Here is a 20,951-nt window from a genome sequence, read left to right as displayed (position 1 = left end):
TTCGTACAGCGGGCGGCCCGTTGAAATGCGCTCTCTCAGGCTAGCGGCGAAAAGCGCGCTGGCTTCATGATCTTGTTTTCCATCTCTTCCATCAGCGCCTGAATCTTCGGCGCGAAGGCCTGCCATGCGGGGTCTTCAGCGAGCGCCGCGCGACGGCGTTCGCGTTCGTCGAGACTCGGATAGGCCCAGATATGCACGATCTGATTCTGCGGACCGATCTCCGAAAAGAAGTAGCCGATCAGTTGGCCCAGATAGCGCTTCTGCAACGCAATGCCTTCTTCTTCGACCAGCTTCAGATAGGCAGGCACTGCGCCCGTCCTGATGCGATAGGTGCGGATTTCGTAGAACATGCGGGCTCCTGTTTCAGCGCATCACGAACGGATCGGCTATCGGCTCGTCCGACGTGCGAATCCACACGGATTTCGTGCGCGTATATTCGAGCACCGCTTCGAGCCCGCCTTCGCGTCCGAGGCCGCTCAAACCATAGCCGCCGAACGGCACGATGGGCGACACCGCGCGATACGTGTTGACCCACACGATGCCCGCGCGCAACGCACGTGTGAGCCGATGCGCGCGCGTCAGATCGCGTGTGAAGACGCCGGATGCGAGGCCATAGCGTGTATCGTTCGCAAGCGCAATCGCGTCGGCTTCCGTGTCGAATGTGACGATGCTCAGCACCGGTCCGAACAGTTCTTCCATCACGCTCGGCACCTGCGCATTCGGGCAATCGACGATGGTCGGCAAGAAGTAATTGCCCTTGCCGATACCGTCCGGCTGCTTGCCGCCCGTTACGATGCGCCCGCCCGCTTCGACACTCGCGCGCAGCACGTTCTCGATATGTTCAAGTTGACGACGCGTCGCCAGCGGTCCCATTTCGGTTGCCATGTCCTGCGGGTTGCCGATGCGGATCGTTTGCGCTTTAGCAATGAGACGTTCGAGAAGCGCATCGTGAATACCGCGTTGCACGACGAGCCGTGAACCGGCCACGCAGCTTTGCCCCGTCGCCGCGAAAATGCCCGCGATTACGGCGTTGCATGCGCTGTCGAGATCGGCGTCGTCGAATACGAGCACGGGCGACTTGCCGCCGAGTTCCAGCGACATCGCCGCGAGGTTCTCCGCCGAATTGCGTACCACGTGACGCGCCGTTTCAGGTCCGCCCGTGAAGGCGATACGCGAGACGAGCGGATGGCTCGTCAGCGTGCGTCCGCAATCGTTGCCGAAACCCGTCACGATGTTGACGACGCCCTTCGGAAAGCCTGCTTCCTGCACGAGCCGCGCAAATTCGAGCAAAGGCGCGGGACCTTCTTCCGATGCCTTGAGGACGATCGTGCAGCCCGCCGCGAGCGCCGGTCCCACTTTGACGGCCGACAGAAACAGTTGCGAATTCCACGGCACGATGCCCGCCACGACGCCAACGGGTTCACGCCGCAGCGTCACTTCCATATCGGCTTTATCGACGGGCAGCCACGCGCCCTGAATCTTGTCGGCGACGCCCGCGTAATAGCGGTAATACTCGGCGACGTACCCAATCTGGCTGCGCGTCTCGCGAATGATCTTGCCCGTGTCCTGCGTTTCGAGTTCGGCGAGACGCGGCGCATGCTGCGCGACGAGATCGGCGAGTTTGTACAGCAGTTTGCCGCGCGCGCTCGCCGTGAGATTCGCCCACGCCGGATCATTCAATGCGCGATGCGCGGCGCGCACCGCGCGGTCGACATCGTCCGCGCTCGCGGCGGGCATTTGCGCCCAGACGTCGCCCGTCGATGGATCGATGCTGTCGAAATGCTCGCGCGCCTCTTCGAATGCACCGTCGATGTATTGCTGGAACCGCTGGACCATGTCAGCCACTCCGTTGTCTGTTAGCGCGTGACGTCAGCGGGTTGCAAAAGCAGGCATCACGTCGGAAATGAACAGTTCCAGCGACTTGCGCTTGCGTTCGAAGCTCATATGACTGTCGAGCCAGAAGCTGTACTGGTCATAGCCGAGTTCCTCATAGCCCTTGAGCCGCGCGATCACCTGTTTCGGTTCGCCGATCACGAGGTTCTTACGGATCGACTCGGACGAGTATTGCGGGAACATGGCAACGTCGGCATCCGTCAGTGACTCAATAAAGCCTTGTTCGATGGGACGTTCGTTCTTGAACCACTTGCTGAAGTAGCGATAGAACGTCGCGAGATCTTCCACGCCTGCATCCACTTCCGCCGCATTCGCGCCGACGAACGTATGCATCAGCATCATCACCTGCGGACGCGGCACCTCGGGATGCGCGGCGCACGCAGCGTTGAAGCGCTCCATCAGGCTCACGACTTCGGCATCGCCCGAAGCCAGTGACGTCACCTGCACGTTGCAGCCGTTCGCCACTGCGAACGCATGCGAGTTCGGATCGCGCGCGGCGAGCCACATGGGAGGATGCGGTTGTTGAATCGGGCGCGGCACGGGCGTCGTTTTGGGCCACGACCAGAATTCGCCCTGATGCTCGTAATCGCCTTTGAAGAGCTTGCGCAACGCGGGCACCAGTTCGCGCATCCGGGCGCCGGCGCTCATTGCATCCAGCCCTGGCAACAGGCGCTCATATTCGAATGAATAGGCGCCGCGTGCGATGCCGAGATCGAGCCGGCCATTGCTCGCTACGTCGACCATCCCCGCTTCGCCTGCGAGACGAATCGGATGCCAGAACGGCGCGATCACCGTGCCCGTGCCCAGACGAATACGCTCCGTCTTCGCCGCGAGGTACGACAGATTGACGAACGGGTTCGGCGCGATCGTGAATTCCATCGCGTGATGCTCGCCGATCCACGCGGTCTCGAAGCCCCCGCGCTCGGCCATCTGCACGAGTTCCGTCATCTGATCGAACAGCTCGCGATGCGACGTCGTGTCGTCGTATCGCTCCATGTGCAGGAATAGTGAAAACTTCATGATGTTCAGTCTCCTGTGTCGACGAGAGTTAGCGCTTTAGCGCTTACTCTCGTCCCATGCAAGGCTCTCGACGAGAGTTAGCGCTTTAGCGCTTACTCACGTCCCATGCAAAGCATTCATTGAGTCAGCGCTAACGTCTGCACAGTGCCCGCTTCCGTGTCGCCGACGTAGATGCCGAAGGCATCCTCGCTGCGTTCGCGTACATAGCGTTCAAGCATCGAGCGCACGGCGTCGTCGTGCAATTCATCCCACGGAATCTGCGCCAACGGCACGATGCGGATCGCGCTGTCCATCCACGCTGCGCCGCTGTCGATCACGCGGCCGCGATAATAGACTTGCACACTCGGCGCCTGGCCGCTGCCCGATTCGAATACGGCGAAAAGAAAGTCGAGATGCGCGTCGAGGCCGAGTTTTGCCAGCACGCCGCGCAGACTGGCAGCATCGCTTGCGGGTTCGAGTTTGTTGCCAGTCGGCAGTTGCAAACCTTTGGACGTATCGAGCAGCACGATGCCATCGCGATGTTCGAGAATCGCGCCGACCTGCGCGCGCGGCCCGGCCGCTGCGAGTGCATCCTGCGACAGGCTGAAGTTCACATACGCGCCCCGGCAATAGCCGAGCGGCGACGAGCTGGTATGAAGAAAATCGACCACACGTCCGATCAATATGATGTGATCGCCCGCATCGACGACATCGTGCGTCGTGCAGTCAAAACACGCGGCTGCGTTGTCGACAACGGGCGCACCCGTTGCGCGCGCACTCCACGCGACTTGTGCGAACTTGTCGGCGGCCTTCGATGCGAACACGCCGGACACCGCTTTCTGGTCTTCGGCCAGCACGCTCACCGCGAACTGAGGCGCTTGCGAAAACACCTGATAACTCGATGCCGTCTTCGCGATGCAGACGAGGATCAGCGGCGGATCGAGCGACACCGACGTGAACGAATTCGCCGTGAAGCCGCGCGGCGAGCCGTCGGGCTGGATCGTCGTGACGACCGTCACGCCCGTCACGAACGCGCCGAGCGCGCGGCGAAAATCGGTGATGTCGAAGGGCAGTTCGTTGACGGCATCAGTCATGGCGTTCTCCAGAGATCGATCCGTGCAGTGCGTTCGCTGCTGTCGCGGCGCGCTGCGCCGAGGCTTCCGTCAGAAACGCGAGCAGCCGTTCGTTGACGCGCGCCGGATCGGTGACGTTCATCATGTGACGTTCGTTGGCGATGATTTCCGCGCGGCCGAATGGCGCGGCCTCCGCCATCGCGCTCGACATCGACGGGCTCGAATTCGGATCGAACTCGCCCGTGAGAAACAGCGCGGGTACGGCGAGTTCTGCAAGGCGGCCAACGTGCGCGTCATCCGAACTGGCGAAAAGCCGGTACGTGCGCGTATAGCCGACGGGATCGACCGACAACAACAGATCGCGCACGGCCTGCACCGATTGCGTCAGATGTACGGGAATCGGATCACCGAACCAGCGTGACAATGTAGCGTCCACGCCGGCCGCGGCGGGATTCTCCGTGGGCGTATCGCCGAGCATCGCGGCGCGCGTCATCACAGCTTCACGCTGTGCGGGCGTGCGGTCGTACACCGCGTTCAGCGCGACGACGCTCAGCGTGCGTTGCGGATGCGCAAGCGCGAATTCGAGTGCGACGAGCGCGCCCATCGAATGCCCGACCACATGCGCCTGTTCGATCTGCATCGCGTCGAGCAGCGTTTCGAGTTGCGATGCGTATTCGTCGAGCGTCGGCGCGGGCGTCGGCAGTGTACTGTTGCCGTGGCCGAGCATGTCGTACACGACAACCTGATACGCCGCCGTCAGCGCATCGATCTGCGGCGCCCACACGCTCTGGTTCATGCCGACGCCGTGGACCAGCACCACCGTCTCGGGTGCATCCGCCGACTGCGGCGCGTAGACGCTGTAGCTCGTGCCCGCCGCCTCGCCACGCGACACGGTGCGCCCGGAGACATGCTCACGCTTCATTGGACTCGAGCTCCTTCAGGTCCTGATAGCGGTCGCCGATCCGATGATGCGGACGGCCGCCAATCGATGCGCCGAGCGCGATCACCAGTTCATCGGGCGCAGGGGCGTCGACGATCGAAAACTGCACGGTCAGATAGTGCGAACGCATGCCTTCGTCGTGCTTGTGCATCAACGGAATGGCGATCGGGCAGTTCGGGCCGCCGCGCAGATTCGTGAAGCTCAGATAGCTCTTCGCGCCGACGGCTTTCCGGTAGTAGTTGCCGAAACGCAGCGTATGGATCAGCGCGGACGCATGCTCGATCTCGCCCGACGTACCGACGATAGCCGCCTTGCCATACCCTTCGATCGCATCGCCCGAACCGGCGACGCGCAGCATTTCAGCCGTCAGCATTTCGCCGAGTTGGGGCGCCAGGCCGTGAATCTCCGGCTTCAGATCTTCGACGAAGCCGCGTCCCGCCCACGGGTTGCGCAGCACGGCCGCCGCGCCGATCAGCTTCAGCGGCCGGGCCGCAGCCTTGCCCCCTTCGATAAAGGTCTCTTCGACGTACGTGACCAGCTTGCGCACTTCCAGCTTCATATCGCTTCTCCTGACGGGGCCGAGGCCGTGAATGTTGTTTGTTGAGATTATGGTATTCCATCTTATGGTCCGCACCAAGGACCAAAGTATTATGGAATACCATGATACGGATGCGATGACACTTCAGGCACGGTTTGGGCATAAGGCGACGACTTGTGCGACGCAGCATCCCGATGGGAAGGCGCAAAAAAGAAAAGCCGCCGGCAACGCCGGCGGCCTTGTTTTTTGAACCAGATCAGCCGTTATCAGCTGACTCGTCCTGCTGCGCCAGCGCATTCAACGCCCAGTTCCGCCGTACGCCAATCCGAAATCATCGAAAGGTTGCGTTTTTTTGGCAGTGGGTTCGTGCCTTGGACACGTCCGAGCCGCATGAGAACTACTGGCTATATAACAATCAGCATCCGCTGCGATGCTGCGAAGCGATCAACCTGGGCGATGGATCGCATTTGCACACACAGAGGTCATCGCTCAACGCACTGTGTTTGCCACCAGCACCTGTTTCGTGGGGATGCGCTCCGACGCACACGATATAACCGGTCGTACCGCAGGCGAAGCACTTGACCATGTCGTGCTCATACGCGATCTCTTTGCCGTCCAGTGTGTCGCCTCGACGGGGCGAGAAGACGATTCCACACGCGGTCGTAGAGTCGCCGTCCCTGATGTCATAGCGTATGGTCAATTGCTCTCGTCCTGGATTTTGTTGTCGTCAACATTCTTTCCAAATGCAAGTAGTCTGGGTGTCTCACCGTGCCCGACAGTGAGAAGACCGCGCCTGACTGTGCCTTGCAGGTTTCGAAAATTGCAATCGCGAATCCGCCCGCAAGATCGGTCGAATAACCGAGCGTTCCTTTGTTAAGGAAGGGCACGACGTGAGACACGGTATTGTGAAAGTTGCTGATCGTGTATTGAAGATCAGGTGAGCGTCGGCAATCGTCACCGACCGGGAATTTTGTAGTCCGCCAGACAGCGGGTTATCGCGTGACTGACGGCGTGGCCTGAACATGTGTGCTTCCGAGGGGCGTAAGCTGGTTCGAGGAAATGGAGTCCGTTCCGGCTATGGTGGGAGGATTTTTGACGACATTGGTCTGTTCTCCGGACGGCGAAATGATCTCCCGCGCTGTCAGATACAGCCCCTTGCCGATGAACGATTCGAATCCAGCTCGCGAGTCGTGAACATATTGATCGAAGAAACGGATCAGGTTGTCGGAAAGTACTGGCGGGTTGAGCCAGGCTTCATAGTAAGCCTGCTCTTCCGCGGAAAGTTTCGGTGGTACGCCGCCGTTTTTTGCGCGGTCGTGCCACTCGCACGGGTTTGTCTTCTCAACCTCCATCCAGTAACGCCGCCAGTTGAGCGAGTCCATCTGCGCAGTGATCGTTGTATGGGAAGACCTGATTCTCTCAAGGTCCTTTTCGCTCTGTGAATTTGCGCCGCAAACGCCCTTGTACACATCACATGGGTTTGTCTGATACCGGGCTTTCAGCCACCCGTAATAAAGACGCATGTGTGCAGCCATCTTGGCGTCTAAAGTGGTTCCGATATCCGCCGCAGCCTCAAACTCGTCAAAAGCTGTTTTCAAGTCTGCGCCATAGTCAAAGAGGTCTGAGGTCTTCTTATCGAGAAGCGCGGGTGGTGTGAAGGGAACTCCGGCTATCGCAGCTTCAAGGCGCATTCTGTTAAGCGGGATACGTGCAAGCGTGTCAATGCGCGCCTGCTCGCCCGGTTTGTATCCGCCGCCCACGTCGGAATGCACGCCAGGATAGACAAACTCACGATGTGTATCTGTCATCACTCCCAGTCGCGTAAGCGGGAATGCTGAGCGGACTTCGTGTCCGGCCACAAGGTGCAAACACTGTTCTACTTCGTTTGGCACACGCATCAACATATCGCTAAAGTCATGTGCGGGCATTCCGACTGACTCGACCGTATCGAAGAGTCCGAGAAATCGGATATGCAGCGGCGCGCTCTTGCCATCGTCAGCAGTCGGACAGGGCCAGTGTGGTATGCCATTGATGCGTTCAACCTTATCGAGCAGTTTGTTGACGAAGGCGCGCGCCAACGTCGCGCCGCGCGAGAAGCCAAAAACGGCTACGTCAATACGCGTAACGCGATGATTTGTGGATAACGAATCGTTGAGCAGACGCATTGCTCGTTTCAATCGCGCATCTCCCCCTAGTCCTGTTCCGCCACCTAATAACTCGCTATCTCTAATATCATCTATCCAGCTTGGGTCACTCGAATCAAATCGTGTCCCGATTCCTTCCAGGTAGTGTCGGACGATCAAAGGCGCGTCGCTCGCGTGCCCCTCATAAAGTCTCGCAACGTTAGATAGTTTTTCATTCGCGATGTCTGCATTCTTGTTGTTTCCGGTCCCGTCGAAGAAGAAACTGATCCAAGGCTGTTGGTCACAAGTGGTACAGGTATCGAACTCTTCCGCGTGCAATTGAGTGAGAGTCTTGATCGCCTTCCAAAACGCTTCGTGACTATCGGTAAACCAGTCCTGCATCGCTACTCTCCAATTTTTCGCATCACTCGTTGACCATAGAAAATCTGGTCGCGTCTTGGATTTCGCGTGGCCCTTGGTCCATTTGGATCAGAGAGAATTTCCACTTCTACTTGTTGGCCGGAAAAGAACCGAACGATCATGTAGTTAAACCTGTCACCAGACGGAGGCGACGAGCCTCTCACTATGACTGTTTTATGGAGAAGGGGCGTCTGGTCCGCGTTGATATCCTTGGTCCCTTCCTGCCACCGAACGGTGATTTTCTGCCCGGCATCCGGCATCGACCTGCAACAGTCTGTGCCGCCAGTTCCACCGTTTTTGAATGGATGAGCGCTGCCCCCAATATTCAACGGCCGGTCATCGGCGTCGTCCAGGCTGTAGTAGACGTACTTGTCGGTGTAGTTAGCGGTAAAGACAGCGACCTCTGGCACGTAGCCGATTTGTGAAAGGCTCGCGCAGCCAAGCAACGGTGTAGCAGCTGTGAAAATCGCGAGTACTATTCGTTTTCCCGTATCTATTTTCATCAGTTATTTTTGTTCCCTTGTTTTCGATAGATCGAGCGGATCGATGGAATGCATCACGGCTTCGGGATTCTTGCTAATCAGCGTGACTTCCAGTACACCGCTATTTTCGTCAATTGGAAGATCGCCTTTAACGGTCAACACATGCTTTTCCGACCACCCATAAGGCTCGCTCCAGTAGACCGTCATCCGCAAACCCGGGACTGGAACCTCCATATGATTACGTTCGATAAAACTCGGCGAGCGAGGGTTCCACTTGATGCCGCCGTGTATTTTCTGATATTCGATGTGTTCGTCATCCGTGAACCAAAAGCGGACGAAGTTAATGTCTTTTCCTCTCGCATTCACAAAACGCAGAGTCGTCTTTACGCGGCCCGCTTCCTGTAGCTTGCTGTGCCAATTTGCGCGCTTTTCTTCATCAACTCGTTGTTGTCTAGTCGTTAACACTTCCTGCCATACGTCGCCGCCTATTGCACGATATCGATCGATCAGCGGCAGTCTCGATGCGCTCTGATCTGCAAGCATCTGCTGCAATACCGGGTGCGTGTCGTAGTTGTGAAGGTAATGAAGTCCGTAGGCGACGAATGCCGCGACATCGGTTTTGCTGTAAAGACCATAGTCCAGCGCACGCGTAACAAACGGCCCAATTTCCTCCATTCGTTCGTTGGGGTGACGGGACTTGATGAGGCCGGGCGTGGCCTTGTCGAGCCATTCGAGTACCTGTCGCGGGATTACCTCCCGCTGCAACTCCGTCACGGTCTTTGCTGGAATAGGAAAGGCATCCCACGCGCGGGGTATCGTGCAGCTTTCACCGGCCAGTTCGACTAGCCGTTTTCGCGTGTTCAATGTCCACCACGCATGACACGGACCGAACACGTGCCTTCGCGTCTCGTCCGGTAACGAGCGATGCAGTACCTGCAGGTACGATGGCTGGTAGAAAAAGAACCAAACGTCATCCTCGGTAGGGCCGAGACGCGCGTGAAGCAGAGTTTGCAGGTGATCGACAAACGGCTCCATGTCGCACGACGTCCAGACCCACGAGACAAGCTGCGCGTCTATTTCAGCCAGTTGCAATACCTTCCAGAAGACCATCAGCGGATTCACCTGCTGATTGAGGAAGCTGGCCGTGTAGGTTTCTTCCCCCTGTATGTCGGGCATTGCGAAAAGCGTCGGGCCGGTCTGCTCCAGGTGGTCCAAGCCGGAACCCGAATAGAGTGGTATGTGCTGGCTATCCCAGTCGTTGAACAGAAAATCCCGTTCCCGGACTTCCATGCGGCCGATATCGACAAGTGCGTATAGGCGCACCCCTGGATCGGATGCCGTCAGCTCTGCGTGCATTGCACGAAAGCGCGCAAGCATACCGTTTTCGAAGTCGAGATACATCGCTCAGCCCTCCAGCTTTGCGAACGGCATCCCCGACTGACTCGCGCGCAGCGCACATTGCGTTGCGGCCGGCTTGGGCAGAACAGGCAGTTCTTCGGGAAGATGGGCCGGCCCCCGGCGCGAGAACGACGCAGCTTTCCACGTACGGTCCCCTCGCGTGCCGTCCTCGATGCCCGTCATCGTCATGCGCAGGTAAGACCCGCCGCACTTGAGGATGAGTTCTTTCTTTGCCTCGATCACGACACGCCCATTCGCGCTCCGGATGGTCATATCTTTCTCGGAATCGAGCGACATGGCGTCGTTCTGCGCCTGTATCTCGACCTTTCCTTTTCCAGCAAACAGCTTGATTCCCATCCGGTAGGCGAATACCGACACGGCTTCACCCGCAGCCATCGTGATGCGCTTCATGATGCTCATATCCGCGTTGCCGCCAGCGGTGGCAATGAGGTTCTTCGCCGCGCTGAACTGGAGTTCACCGCCCGTAGCCATTGCGATTCCTTCCGGGGCGGTCACGAATATCCCCGAGCGCTTGAGTTGATCGATTGTCTCGTCGAGAAGTGCTTTCTGCCGTGCGCAGTCGGCTGCAATCGCCTGTGCCGTCTTTACGGTTTCCGCGAGAGCCGAACTCTGGTCCAACGCCTGACGTAGCAGGTCCAAACCAGGCGCCATATCCAGTTGCTGTCCGGTTGCACCCGGCTTGTCATGCGCGGTGAACAGCAGACCTTTCCCGCCCCGCACGGCGGCATGCCCGGACGTCCGAATCTCTGCGCCTTCACCGCGCTTCTGTTTCTTCGAATCGACCAGAAACCCGAGATTCAGTTGTGTCTTGCCGGAATGTTCGGTCGAGAGCTTGATGCCCTCCTGACCTTCCCAGTCCTCCATACGCAGCTTGTTGTTGCTCTGCGTCCGGATCACATTGCGCGATAGCCAGCGGTTGTCGCTCGTGATGTGATCGACGGCCTGGCTGTTGTGCATCGCGTGCGCAATGTATGGCCGGTTCGGATTGCCGTCATGGAAAGCAATCGCAACCTCGGTGCCGTCGAGCAACGGGAAGTGAAAACCCGTTTGCAACGCACCCGCAAAAGGCTTCGCAAGACGCAGCGGCACGCTCTCGCCGCCCGGATTCCATTCATCGAAATCCAGATCGAAGCGAACGACGTAATAACCGGCGGCGGTCAGGTACGCATATTTGTACTGGTCGGGTGACGTCACGCGGGCACTGAGTGTGCCCGCAATCCTGGGCCACGCTCCCTCATCCAGCGCGAGTCGGAAACGCCGGTCAGAAGGAATCGCCTTGTATGTATTGGCGTAGGCATCGTCCCGCGCACCACGATGGACCACTTCGACGATGACCTGCCCGTTCGGCGCATCAGGTAGCGCTTCATCGATATGCAGGACGCGCGCGGGCATCAGCGCAAGAACATTGCTCTCGCCTTCATAGATGACCTGGGAGGCGACAGCCGCCTCGTGCCTGAGTTGGGCTTCCCACTTCGCGGCCTGTGCGTCCGGGTGATGCGTGCCCCATACATAGGGCTGGCCGTAGGTGGTCTTATTTTCGGCTGCTACGTTGGCATCGTCCCTGATTCGCTCCCATGCACTGTCGGCGTTATAGTCGGCAACCTGGAACGATTGCGCTACGGTCTGCATCCGCGTGACGAGCGAAGTGACGGCCTCGATGCCCGACTCCAGACCAGCCTGTTCGCGATACGGCACATCGAGCGACGGCTGATAGACATAATGGTCAATATCGTCACAGACGTTCAGCACGTCGCCATGCTCACCCGCCGTGATATAGCTGTAGAGGCCTTCCTGCTTCATCAGCAGTTGCACCCACGCCAGGTCATCCATCTGGTACTGCATGCGAAACGCGTGCTGCGGGTACTGCCGGCGCAGCCGGAAACGGTAGTGATGGCCCCGCAAGCCATGTCGTTTCAGTACCTTCTCGATGATTTCCGGCGCTGTGACGTGCTGATAGATGCGACTGGAATGCACGCGCGCCAGCTTCGAAAAATGCGCCTCGAGCACCACTTCATAGCTGGTGAAATCGCGCGTCGTCTTCAGTTCGGTAAAACTGGTGATCCAGCCCGAAAATCGGCGCCCGTCGAGGTCTTCCGTAACGATCGAAAACGTCGCATCCTTGCCGAGATAGTCTGCACGCGCCAGTCGAAATGGGTGTGTGAGCCGGATCGTGACGCAGTAGGGTTCGCCAATTCTCTCAGTCGCTGCGAAGGAGACTACTGATAGCCCGCTTGCGCTTGTACTGCCCGGCACTTCGAGAAAGAAGGGCTGTCTGCCAGTCAGTCCATTGAGACGCAGGCCACCGCCTTCAAAACCTTCAGCCATAGTTTGATATCCGAATTATCCCGATGTCTGGGTGACATCGTGGGCCGACGATGATTCGAACGTGCAACGGCGTGCCGCGCTATGAGAAATATCTGAAAGTGGCGCACGCGGAGAAATTTATGCTTTCTGAATGACGAAACCAGAAAAATCAGAATCTTTTGATTTGCACCGATCGGGACAGGTAGACCTCACGCCCGCTCCGACACCATGCATATGAGTCCGTATACGGAGTTGCGGCCCGTCAAGACCTTCTGGGCGGCCAGATTCCGATCGACAACGCGTGCCTACGGCTCCCGGAAGCGGGTATTGCCGCGTCGCCTCAAAAGAAAGGCCGCCGGTGATGCCGGCGGCCTTGGGGACAGTAGAAGAAAGGAAACGGATCAGGCGTTGTCGGTCGATTCGTCCTGCTGCGCGAGCGCGTTCAGCGCGAGTTCCGCAGTGCGCCTGATATGCGCAAACGACGCCGCCGACGCCGCGTCGCCATCGCGCCGTTCGATGGCATCAAGCAGCTTGTTCATCTCGCGATTCGACTCGCCGCCGCGCCCCGGCACCGCGATAGTCAACGCGCGCAACCGGTTGATACGCGCGTTAAGCGTCTTCACGACAGTCAGCGACACATGTTTTTGCGCGCCTTCGAACATCGCCTCGTAGAAGCGTTCGGTGTAATCGAGCACGCGCGGCAGGTCTTCTTTCTCGAAGGCGTCTTCGATGGTCTTGCGGATGTCACGCAGTTGCTGCACGAGTTCGGGCGTCGACTGTTCTGCGCAGGCGCGTGCCGCGTTGGCTTCGAGCAAACCGCGCAGCTCATAAATTTCGCCGACCTGCGCCGGGTCCAGCCGCGCGACGATCGGCCCCTGCCGCGCGACGATCTCGACGAGCCCTTCCGTCTCCAGGTGCCGCAGCACTTCGCGCACCACCGTCCGGCTCACGCCCAGTTCATCGCACAGCGTGCGTTCGACGAGCCGTGCGCCCGGCCGGAAATACCCTTGCACGATCGCGCCGCGCAGTTTGTCGAGCGTAAGTTCGCGCAGCGTCTTCGCGTTGCGGTCGATTCTGAGGTCTGACATAGGCAGCAGTAAGGAAATGGACGAAGGCCCAACTCGGCTCGCGAAACGCGAACGTTGAAGCTGGAATGCCATATTATCGTCCATCTTGCCGCGCTGACGGCTGGATGAAAGGCGGCGGCTATCCGCCCAGGCGCTCGGGCGCCTCTAGATCAGGATCACGTGGTCGCTGAGCTGGACGCAATTACGCCCGCCGCGTTTCGCGTTATACAGCGCTTCGTCGGCATCTCTTGCCAGTTGCTCGATGGTCGCGTCGCTCGCGGCCATGCACGCGACACCGATACTGCATGTATAGCCGGGCAGCGTCGCATCGTCTTTCTGCGCGACGCGCTGGCGGATACGTTCGGCGTGGTCCCTCGCCTCGTCGGGAAGCACGCGCGGCAACAGTACGGCGAACTCCTCGCCGCCCCAGCGCGCGACATGCCCCGGCGCCGGCAACAGATCGGCGACGCGCTTCGCGAAGTCGATCAGGATGCGATCGCCCGTGGCGTGCCCATATGTATCGTTGACCCGCTTGAAGTGATCGAGATCGATCAGCAGCAGCGACAGCAGTCCGCCCGTGCGCATCGTCTTCTCGCGTTCCTGCTGATGCGCGCTCAGAAACGCGCGACGATTCAGCAACCCCGTCAGCGGGTCCATGAACGACTGCTGTTCGAGCTGGTTACGCAATCTGTCCATCGCGACGAACATCAAGCCGACCGTCACCGTCAGCGACATCAACGCGCTCGTAATCAGATAGATCTTCTGGATGAAGTCGGGAGCAAACAGTCCGGCGCTCGCCCAAGCCGGCACGAACATCGAGATGCCGCGCACCGCGGTCGCGACCGTCTGCACCAGTTGCATGGAGCCGACGTAGAGCGCCGTGTTGCTGCCTTTGCCGAAACGCAGCATCGTGAGGCTGTTCATGCCGAACGTCGCCGTGAGAATGGCGGACATGCACAGCGTACGTCCCGCCACGGAAGGATGCACCCACGTCATCCAGCTCATCGCGATCACGCCGATTACGAGCAGCAGCGCGATGAAGCGCCTCGACGGACGGAGCCCATAAAACAACTGGCTGCCGATCAGCCACAACCCTGTGCCGAGAATCAGGCCGACGTTGGCGACGACAATCGAAAGCCAGTCGCCGATGCCGCCGCGCAACGCCAGCAATATCGCCGACAACGACACGATCAGCGCACCCGAAGCCCAATGCCCGACGCCGCGAATATTTGCCGGAAACCCGCGCCCCAGCGAAAACATGACGAGCGCCATCAAGCCTGGCATGACTGACGACATCAGAATGACGGTGCGAAGATCGAAGGCTGGCATACGGTTCCGGGGCGGGCACGCGACATGAAAATCATCTGTTTCATGTGCGCTTGCGGGACAGCCTCGCAATATACCTCAGCCCGTGCCGCCGTTACTCGAGCAGCTTCAGAACGGTCTGCGGCATCGAATTGGCCTGCGCCAGCACCGAGATGCCCGCCTGCTGCAGCACCTGTGCCTTCGACAGATTCGCCGTTTCGGTCGCGAAGTCCGCGTCGGTGATCTGCGAACGCGCGGAGCTCATGTTCGTTGCTTGCGTGTTCGTCGTCGAGATGGCAGCCTGGAACGTGTTCTGCGTCGCGCCGAGCGTTGCCTGGAAGGTGTTGACGCTCGTGAGAACGCTATCGATCGTACTCATCGCGGCCTGAGCGCCCGATGCGTTCGAAACCGACAGGCCGCTGACGCCGAGGCTGCCTGCATCCCATTTCTGCGAGCCAAAGTCGGCCGTGATCTGCTGGTTGTCGAATGCGCCGATCTGGAAGTCGATCGTACCGATGCCGCTCAGAACGGACTGGCCGTTGAACGTGGTCTGTTGCGCGACGCGCGTGATTTCTGTCAAGCGGGTCGACACTTCCGACTGCAGGTTCGCCAGCGCGTTCGAGTCGAGCGATCCGTCGCCCGCCTCCACTGCGAGCTGGCGAATACGCTGCAGGTTACTGACGATCGATTGCAGCGCGCCGTTCGTCGTCTGCACCATCGAAATGCCGTTGTTCGCATTCGCAGCCCCTTGCGTCAGTGCATTGATCGACGCCGTTTGCGTCGTCGAAATCGCGAGACCGGCCGCGTCGTCGGCGGCGGTATTTACGCGCTTGCCCGACGACAGACGGTTGATCGCGTGCGAGAGCGCGCTTTGCGAGCCCGACAGGTTGTTCTGCGCCGTCAGCGACATGATGTTGGTGTTGATGTTCAGCATTCGCTTCCTCGTTCCTCAATAACTGCCATTAAAGACCTTTTGCATCGCCAGCCTGTAAATGCATTCATTCGCGGCGTTGCTTCTTTTCTAACGGTTCGATAACGGCAAAATTAAGAGCGCAAAACCTTTCATTCATGCCATTTACGCTTACTTCAACTTTCTTACCGGATATTTTTAAAAGGCACAAAAAAACCCGCATACGCGAATTGCGCATGCGGGTTTTGCTGATCGTCAAATTAAATACATCAGAACTTGTGGCGAATACCCACAATCGCGATCTCTTGCGTGCTCGTGCCGTTATAGCCATACGAGCCGATCGATGCCTGCGCTGCCTGCGTCGTGCCATCGGACAGACGCTGCGTGCCGTTGGCATGCTGATACGCTGCGACGGCGTAGAGGTCGGTGCGCTTGGACAGGTTGTAGTCCGCGCCCAGGCTGACCTGGTGATAATGCGCCGACGTATCGCCCGATGCCGCCGTGTACGCATAGCCCACGCCGGCGATCAACGCGGGCGTTGCCTGGTACGCGACGAATGCCTTGCCGCTGTTGTACTTCTCGGTCGTCGAGAAGCTCGAGCTTGCATCGGCCTTCAGTTGCGTGTTGCTGTACGACGCGCCCAGCGTCACCGAGCCGAGTACGTACTGGCCGCCCAGTTGAGCGATGCTGACCGATTTCGCGCTCACGTAACCGTCGTTGATGTGGCTGTCGAAGATCGAGTCCGTCGTGCTGCTCGACCAGCTCGTGCGCCCGCCCGTTGCGGAGTTGTTGGTTGCGCGCAGATAGCCTGCCGCCAGCGACAGGTTGCCGACCGAGTACGTCGCCGCGCCGCTATACGTGTAGCCTTGGCCCGTCTGGCCAGCCACGCCGCTGAATGCATACAGGCCTTCGAACTGGAAGCCCGCGTAGTTCGGCGACACATACTTGACGGCGTTCGACACGCGCGCGCTGTTGTCGTTGTTGTCGACGTCACCCGGCGTCGCGAACGTGGAGCCGAAGTAGTTGTCGGCGGTGACGCCCTGAACCGTATCCGTGATCGGGTCGTACTGACGGCCCAGCGTGACGGTGCCCCACTTGTCGCCCTGGAAGCCCACGTAAGCCTGGCGGCCGAACAGGCGCGAACCCTGACCCATCTTGCCCGTGCCGACATCGAAGCCGCTTTCCAGCGCGAAGATCGTCTTCAGTCCGCCGCCGAGATCTTCACTGCCCTTCAGGCCCCAGCGGTCGCCGCTGAGGTTGCCGTTGATCATGCCCGTCAGGTTGCTGTTCGAGTCGGCGTTGTGAACGTAGCCGATACCTGCATCGATAAGCCCGTAGAGCGTGACGCTGTTCTGTGCATGAGCCGCGATCGTCATCGAGCTCAACGTGAGTGCAACAGCCGCAATTGCAGTTCTTTTCATCTGTTCCTCTATCACTCGTTTAAAAATGTATTGCGATCGCGAGAATACAGGTGCTTAAAAGTCGATAAATTACTTGTTGGTTATATGCAACTGATTAGCTTTCCTACCTTTTATAAAGCAAAAAAGGCTATGTGAATACACATAGCCGAAGCCCGGAATCATTATTCATCTGCGTGGAAGGAGAGAATATGAAGCGATTTCCAGACAGGCGCCAATCTAGGTGACGCAATTTTTGAGGTCAACGCGTGAGCATCAATGACGCGTTTCCTAATCTTTCTTTCTTGCTGCGGATAAGCAGATCGATATTGCTGACGCGTGATGTTGACCGCACACGAAACGACGTTCTCGCTGCTGCAGCGTGAGGGACGTGTACGCGATGTCGTCCGTAGCATTCGCGGTCGCGTTGCGATGTCCGACAAGCCGGTCAGACTGATCTCGTCAATTCGCTCTACGCAAGCACACAGGCGCTTCGCAGCCGCCACGAGTCGCAAGCCAAAGCCGGCCTTTCGTTGTAGGACAACGTATAATGCAGATAAATCTCGAAAATCCCCAGGAGCGTTACATGGCCGCGTCTGCAGCACCAGGTTCGACCCCACGGCGGGCACGCGGGAGCCTTGCTGATCAGGTCGTCGCCTATGTCAACGAGCAGGTTAGTTCGCACGCGCTAAAGCCGGGCGATCAACTGCCAACCGAAACAACGCTGATGTCCTTGCTCGGCGTCAGCCGCACCGTCGTGCGCGAAGCCATTTCGCGTCTGCAGGCCAATCGCGTGATCGAAACGCGCCACGGGATCGGCAGTTTCGTACTGGAACCGCGCCGCGAGCCACTCGGTCTGGACATGGTGCCCGCCACCACGTTGAACGACGTGCTGTCGGTGCTGGAATTGCGCATCAGCCTCGAGACGGAATGCGCGGGGCTCGCCGCGCAGCGCGCAAGCGAACGCGATATCGCGAAGATTCGCGCGGCGCTCGATGCCATCGAAGAAACGAGCCGCGTCGGCGGTGACAGCACGGCCGCCGATCTGCGCTTTCACATTTCAATTGCGACCGCGACGGGCAACCGCTATTTCGTCGACATTCTCACGCAGTTGGGCACGGCGCTGATTCCGCGGCATCGCGTGGATTCGGCCGGGCTCGCGCAAAGCGATCCCAACGCCTATATGGCGCGCGTGAATCTCGAACACGAAAATATTCTCGATGCGATCGCGCGCAAAGATCCTGATGGTGCGCGCGCGGCGATGCGCATGCATCTGTCGAGCAGCCGTGAGCGTCTGCGCCGCGCAAGCGCACAGGCGGAAGAAGCGGCGGCGACACGCGCGCTGTAAAGCACTACAACGATCAAACGAAAAAGCGGCCATGAATACATGGCCGCTTTTTCATTACAACGCCAATCGCGTCAGACGATCACGCGTTGACGATCTGCCCGTCGCGACGACGCCAGAGTCCGAGCGGATTGTCGTCGGCCAGCGCCTGCGGCAGCAGCTCAGCCGGAAAATCCTGATAGCACACAGGACGCAGAAAGCGGTCGATCGACGTCGAACCGACGGACGTCACGCGGCTGTCCGCCGTTGCCGGGAACGGCCCGCCATGCACCATCGCGTGACACACTTCGACACCCGTCGGGAAACCGTTGACGAGCAGACGCCCCGCCTTGCGCTCCAGAATCGGCACCAGCTTCTTCGCGAGTTGCACGTCGTCGCGATCCATTGCAATCGTCGCCGTCAGTTGTCCCGCGAGGTGCTCCGCCACCGCGAGAAGTTCCTGCTCGTCCTTGCACCGTACGATGGTCGATGCGGGACCGAACACCTCGTCTTCCAGTTCGGGCTTTTTCAGAAAGACGGCCGCATCGGTGACGAACAGCGCCGCGCACGCCTGCGTCGGCCCCGTCGCTTCGAGACCATGCGCAACGGGCTCGACACCTTCGATTGCAGCGAGCCTCGCCTCGCCCTCCTGATACGCGGCATGAATGCCCGACGTGAGCATCGTCTGCGCGGGCTTCTGATCGAGCGCCTGCGCCGCGGCTTGTGTGAACGCGCGCAGTTCGGGACCGTCGATCCCGATCACCAACCCAGGATTCGTACAGAACTGCCCCGCGCCGAGCGCGAGCGAATCGACAAAGCCACGCGCGATCGCCTCGCCGCGTGCCGCGACAGCAACGGGCAGCAGGAACACAGGATTGATACTGCTCATTTCCGCGTAGACGGGAATGGGCTCGGGACGATTCGCCGCGACCTTCATCAGCGACGTGCCGCCCGCGCGCGAGCCCGTGAAGCCGACCGCCTTGATGGCGGGATGCGCGACGAGCGCCTCGCCGACCGTGCTGCCCGCGCCGACGATCATCGAGAACACGCCTTCGGGCAAGTTCATTTCAGCCGCCACGCGCTGAATGACGCACCCGACCATCTCCGACGTACCGAGGTGAGCACGATGCGCCTTGACCACGACCGGGCATCCGGCGGCCAGCGCCGCCGCCGTGTCGCCGCCCGCCACCGAGAACGCGAGCGGAAAGTTGCTCGCGCCGAACACGGCCACCGGCCCAACGGGAATCTTCTGCATGCGCAGATCCGAGCGCGGCAACGGCTTGCGCTCGGGCAACGGCGAATCGAGCGTCGCTGCGAGCCATTGGCCCGCGCGCACTTCATTCGCGAACAGCTTCAACTGCCCCACTGTACGTGCGCGCTCGCCTTCCAGCCGCGCCTTCGGCAGCCCGGATTCGGCGTGCGCGCGTTCGGTCAACGCGTCGCCGAGCGCCGTGATGCCATCCGCGATCCGCTCCAGAAACTCGGCCCGCTGTGAAAGCGGAAGATGCCGGTAGGCGTCGAAAGCGTGCGCGGCCAGCTCGCAGGCGCGCGAGACGTCCTCTACCGTGCCGCTGCCGAACACGGGCGTGTCGATCTCCTTGCCCGTCGATGGATTGAATGCGCGCAGCGCCCTGTCTGCGCCATGAACTGCCTGCTGCCCGATCAGCATGTCACCCGTCAATTGCACGATGTCTCTTCTCCATTTGGCTGGTTTAACATCGGTCATCGTACAACATACTTCGACGATGAGGCAATGCGCGCTTCACGCGGTGCGCCGCTTGCCATATGCTTTCAGGGTTTACCATCCTTTCTCGCAGTCAACTGACAACGTATCTTGTGTTCGGACGTCCTATGACATACCATATTTCGCAAGACGCACTTCGCCGGGCAGGCAGCGCCCACCCCAGGAGAAAGAGATGGCTTTGTCGTCACCGCATCAACCGTATCAACCCTATCAAGCATTGCCGAATAGCTTTCGCGCCGCCGTCAAAAACGGCGAGCGCCTGATCGGCTGCTGGGCATCACTGGCCAGCCCGATCACGACGGAACTGCTCGGCACCGTGGGTTTCGACTGGATCCTGCTCGACGCCGAGCACGCGCCCAATGACGAACTCACGCTGATACCGCAGCTGATGGCGCTGAAAGACAGCCGCTCCGCGCCCATCGTGCGTCCGCCGTCGAACGACAACGTCATCATCAAGCGCATGCTCGACGCGGGCTTCTTCAACTTCCTGATCCCGTTCGTCGACAGCGCCGACGACGCGCGTCGCGCCGTCGCCGCGACCCGCTACCCGCCGCACGGCATTCGCGGCGTGTCGGTAGGTCAGCGCGGCAATCGGTACGGCGCGGTGACGGACTACCTGCAAGTGGTCAACGACAACATCTGCGTTATCGTGCAGATCGAAAGCCGCGCGGCCGTCGCTGCGATCGACGAGATTCTCGCGGTGGAAGGCGTCGACGGCGTCTTCATCGGCCCTTCCGACCTCGCCGCTGCATATGGTCATCTGGGCAACGCCGGTCACCCGGACGTTCAGCAGGCCATCGCGCATGTCTTCGAACGCGCGAAGGCAGCGGGCAAGCCGTCCGGCATCCTCGCGCACGTGCAGCAGGACGCCGAGCGCTATCTCGGCATGGGCGCCACACTGGTCTCCGTCTGCGCCGACATGGGCCTGTTGCGCAGCGGCGCGCTCAATGTCCGTCAGCACTTCATGCCGGCCTGATTGGCCTTAGCGGCCTGAACGCACGGACGTCACCTCA

General features: G+C 59.8%; 18 protein-coding genes. 3 read left to right on the top strand and 15 right to left on the bottom strand.

Annotated features, from left to right (window positions below; genetic code table 11):
- Nucleotides 1–35: 35 nt before the first annotated feature.
- The 6 genes from C2L65_RS33995 to C2L65_RS33970 form a co-directional block, all read right to left on the bottom strand.
- The gene (locus tag C2L65_RS33995) at nucleotides 36–350 is read right to left on the bottom strand and encodes an NIPSNAP family protein (protein ID WP_042311757.1); all 315 of its coding nucleotides are present in this window, start codon (nucleotides 348–350) and stop codon (nucleotides 36–38) included.
- A 13-nt stretch (nucleotides 351–363) separates the two neighbouring features.
- Nucleotides 364–1,836 (bottom strand): aldehyde dehydrogenase, encoded by a 1,473-nt coding sequence (locus C2L65_RS33990; protein WP_042311754.1) that lies wholly within the window; start codon nucleotides 1,834–1,836, stop codon nucleotides 364–366.
- Nucleotides 1,837–1,869: 33 nt separating this feature from the next.
- Complete coding sequence (locus C2L65_RS33985) at nucleotides 1,870–2,913, bottom strand: LLM class flavin-dependent oxidoreductase (protein WP_042311752.1); 1,044 nt, start codon at nucleotides 2,911–2,913, stop codon at nucleotides 1,870–1,872.
- A 116-nt stretch (nucleotides 2,914–3,029) separates the two neighbouring features.
- Nucleotides 3,030–3,986: a flavin reductase gene (locus tag C2L65_RS33980; RefSeq protein WP_042311749.1), complete on the bottom strand. Its 957-nt coding sequence runs from the start codon at nucleotides 3,984–3,986 to the stop codon at nucleotides 3,030–3,032.
- Nucleotides 3,979–4,887: an alpha/beta fold hydrolase gene (locus C2L65_RS33975; RefSeq protein ID WP_042311743.1), complete on the bottom strand. Its 909-nt coding sequence runs from the start codon at nucleotides 4,885–4,887 to the stop codon at nucleotides 3,979–3,981. Before C2L65_RS33975 ends, C2L65_RS33980 begins: the two co-directional genes overlap by 8 nt.
- On the bottom strand, nucleotides 4,877–5,464 hold the full coding sequence (locus C2L65_RS33970) for an amino acid synthesis family protein (protein WP_007576843.1): 588 nt from the start codon (nucleotides 5,462–5,464) through the stop codon (nucleotides 4,877–4,879). Before C2L65_RS33970 ends, C2L65_RS33975 begins: the two co-directional genes overlap by 11 nt.
- Nucleotides 5,465–5,495: 31 nt before the next feature.
- On the opposite strand from C2L65_RS33970, the gene C2L65_RS33965 reads away from it, so the two are divergent.
- Nucleotides 5,496–5,693, top strand: coding sequence for a hypothetical protein (locus tag C2L65_RS33965; RefSeq protein ID WP_042311741.1), 198 nt, complete (start codon nucleotides 5,496–5,498; stop codon nucleotides 5,691–5,693).
- Between the two features lie 742 nt (nucleotides 5,694–6,435).
- Here the strand turns inward: C2L65_RS33965 and C2L65_RS33955 are convergent.
- The 8 genes from C2L65_RS33955 to C2L65_RS33920 all read right to left on the bottom strand — a co-directional run bounded on the left by C2L65_RS33955 (nucleotide 6,436) and on the right by C2L65_RS33920 (nucleotide 16,894).
- Nucleotides 6,436–7,968 (bottom strand): T6SS phospholipase effector Tle1-like catalytic domain-containing protein, encoded by a 1,533-nt coding sequence (locus tag C2L65_RS33955; RefSeq protein ID WP_063769787.1) that lies wholly within the window; start codon nucleotides 7,966–7,968, stop codon nucleotides 6,436–6,438.
- 2 nt (nucleotides 7,969–7,970) lie between these two features.
- On the bottom strand, nucleotides 7,971–8,489 hold the full coding sequence (locus C2L65_RS33950; RefSeq protein WP_042311740.1) for a DUF3304 domain-containing protein: 519 nt from the start codon (nucleotides 8,487–8,489) through the stop codon (nucleotides 7,971–7,973).
- Nucleotides 8,490–8,492: 3 nt separating this feature from the next.
- On the bottom strand, nucleotides 8,493–9,869 hold the full coding sequence (locus C2L65_RS33945) for a DUF4123 domain-containing protein (protein WP_052426938.1): 1,377 nt from the start codon (nucleotides 9,867–9,869) through the stop codon (nucleotides 8,493–8,495).
- A 3-nt stretch (nucleotides 9,870–9,872) separates the two neighbouring features.
- Complete coding sequence (locus tag C2L65_RS33940; protein WP_081921193.1) at nucleotides 9,873–12,212, bottom strand: type VI secretion system Vgr family protein; 2,340 nt, start codon at nucleotides 12,210–12,212, stop codon at nucleotides 9,873–9,875.
- A gap of 380 nt (nucleotides 12,213–12,592) precedes the next feature.
- Nucleotides 12,593–13,279, bottom strand: a complete 687-nt coding sequence (locus tag C2L65_RS33935; RefSeq protein WP_042311738.1) for a GntR family transcriptional regulator — start codon at nucleotides 13,277–13,279, stop codon at nucleotides 12,593–12,595.
- A gap of 144 nt (nucleotides 13,280–13,423) precedes the next feature.
- Complete coding sequence (locus tag C2L65_RS33930; protein ID WP_042311735.1) at nucleotides 13,424–14,587, bottom strand: GGDEF domain-containing protein; 1,164 nt, start codon at nucleotides 14,585–14,587, stop codon at nucleotides 13,424–13,426.
- A gap of 91 nt (nucleotides 14,588–14,678) precedes the next feature.
- The gene (locus C2L65_RS33925; RefSeq protein WP_042311733.1) at nucleotides 14,679–15,497 is read right to left on the bottom strand and encodes a flagellin domain-containing protein; all 819 of its coding nucleotides are present in this window, start codon (nucleotides 15,495–15,497) and stop codon (nucleotides 14,679–14,681) included.
- Nucleotides 15,498–15,742: 245 nt separating this feature from the next.
- Nucleotides 15,743–16,894, bottom strand: coding sequence for a porin (locus C2L65_RS33920; RefSeq protein ID WP_042311731.1), 1,152 nt, complete (start codon nucleotides 16,892–16,894; stop codon nucleotides 15,743–15,745).
- A 562-nt stretch (nucleotides 16,895–17,456) separates the two neighbouring features.
- Between C2L65_RS33920 and C2L65_RS33915 the strand changes: the two genes are divergently transcribed.
- Entirely contained in the window at nucleotides 17,457–18,218 is a 762-nt protein-coding gene (locus tag C2L65_RS33915; protein ID WP_042311818.1) for a FadR/GntR family transcriptional regulator, read from the top strand.
- 79 nt (nucleotides 18,219–18,297) lie between these two features.
- Here the strand turns inward: C2L65_RS33915 and C2L65_RS33910 are convergent, their stop codons facing one another.
- Nucleotides 18,298–19,881 carry an aldehyde dehydrogenase (NADP(+)) gene (locus C2L65_RS33910; RefSeq protein ID WP_042311729.1) on the bottom strand — a complete coding sequence of 528 codons (1,584 nt, stop codon included), beginning with the start codon at nucleotides 19,879–19,881 and terminating at the stop codon, nucleotides 18,298–18,300.
- Between the two features lie 229 nt (nucleotides 19,882–20,110).
- Here C2L65_RS33910 and garL point away from each other — a divergent pair, with 229 nt between their 5' ends.
- Nucleotides 20,111–20,914: a 2-dehydro-3-deoxyglucarate aldolase gene (garL, locus tag C2L65_RS33905; RefSeq protein WP_042311727.1), complete on the top strand. Its 804-nt coding sequence runs from the start codon at nucleotides 20,111–20,113 to the stop codon at nucleotides 20,912–20,914.
- The last annotated feature ends 37 nt before the right edge of the window (nucleotides 20,915–20,951 follow it).

The organism is Paraburkholderia terrae, assembly GCF_002902925.1.
Taxonomy (GTDB): domain Bacteria; phylum Pseudomonadota; class Gammaproteobacteria; order Burkholderiales; family Burkholderiaceae; genus Paraburkholderia; species Paraburkholderia terrae.
Note: the sequence above shows the minus strand (reverse complement) of the source record. Positions and strands in the feature narration are given on the sequence as shown.

Excerpts from the sequence above, each read along its gene's own strand:
- C2L65_RS33995 (WP_042311757.1), bottom strand. The coding sequence starts at position 350 with ATGTTCTACGAAATCCGCACCTATCGCATCAGGACGGGCGCAGTGCCT.
- C2L65_RS33990 (WP_042311754.1), bottom strand. The coding sequence starts at position 1,836 with ATGGTCCAGCGGTTCCAGCAATACATCGACGGTGCATTCGAAGAGGCG.
- C2L65_RS33985 (WP_042311752.1), bottom strand. The coding sequence starts at position 2,913 with ATGAAGTTTTCACTATTCCTGCACATGGAGCGATACGACGACACGACG.
- C2L65_RS33980 (WP_042311749.1), bottom strand. The coding sequence starts at position 3,986 with ATGACTGATGCCGTCAACGAACTGCCCTTCGACATCACCGATTTTCGC.
- C2L65_RS33975 (WP_042311743.1), bottom strand. The coding sequence starts at position 4,887 with ATGAAGCGTGAGCATGTCTCCGGGCGCACCGTGTCGCGTGGCGAGGCG.
- C2L65_RS33970 (WP_007576843.1), bottom strand. The coding sequence starts at position 5,464 with ATGAAGCTGGAAGTGCGCAAGCTGGTCACGTACGTCGAAGAGACCTTT.
- C2L65_RS33965 (WP_042311741.1), top strand. The coding sequence starts at position 5,496 with ATGTTGTTTGTTGAGATTATGGTATTCCATCTTATGGTCCGCACCAAG.
- C2L65_RS33955 (WP_063769787.1), bottom strand. The coding sequence starts at position 7,968 with ATGCAGGACTGGTTTACCGATAGTCACGAAGCGTTTTGGAAGGCGATC.
- C2L65_RS33950 (WP_042311740.1), bottom strand. The coding sequence starts at position 8,489 with ATGAAAATAGATACGGGAAAACGAATAGTACTCGCGATTTTCACAGCT.
- C2L65_RS33945 (WP_052426938.1), bottom strand. The coding sequence starts at position 9,869 with ATGTATCTCGACTTCGAAAACGGTATGCTTGCGCGCTTTCGTGCAATG.
- C2L65_RS33940 (WP_081921193.1), bottom strand. The coding sequence starts at position 12,212 with ATGGCTGAAGGTTTTGAAGGCGGTGGCCTGCGTCTCAATGGACTGACT.
- C2L65_RS33935 (WP_042311738.1), bottom strand. The coding sequence starts at position 13,279 with ATGTCAGACCTCAGAATCGACCGCAACGCGAAGACGCTGCGCGAACTT.
- C2L65_RS33930 (WP_042311735.1), bottom strand. The coding sequence starts at position 14,587 with ATGCCAGCCTTCGATCTTCGCACCGTCATTCTGATGTCGTCAGTCATG.
- C2L65_RS33925 (WP_042311733.1), bottom strand. The coding sequence starts at position 15,497 with ATGCTGAACATCAACACCAACATCATGTCGCTGACGGCGCAGAACAAC.
- C2L65_RS33920 (WP_042311731.1), bottom strand. The coding sequence starts at position 16,894 with ATGAAAAGAACTGCAATTGCGGCTGTTGCACTCACGTTGAGCTCGATG.
- C2L65_RS33915 (WP_042311818.1), top strand. The coding sequence starts at position 17,457 with ATGGCCGCGTCTGCAGCACCAGGTTCGACCCCACGGCGGGCACGCGGG.
- garL (WP_042311727.1), top strand. The coding sequence starts at position 20,111 with ATGGCTTTGTCGTCACCGCATCAACCGTATCAACCCTATCAAGCATTG.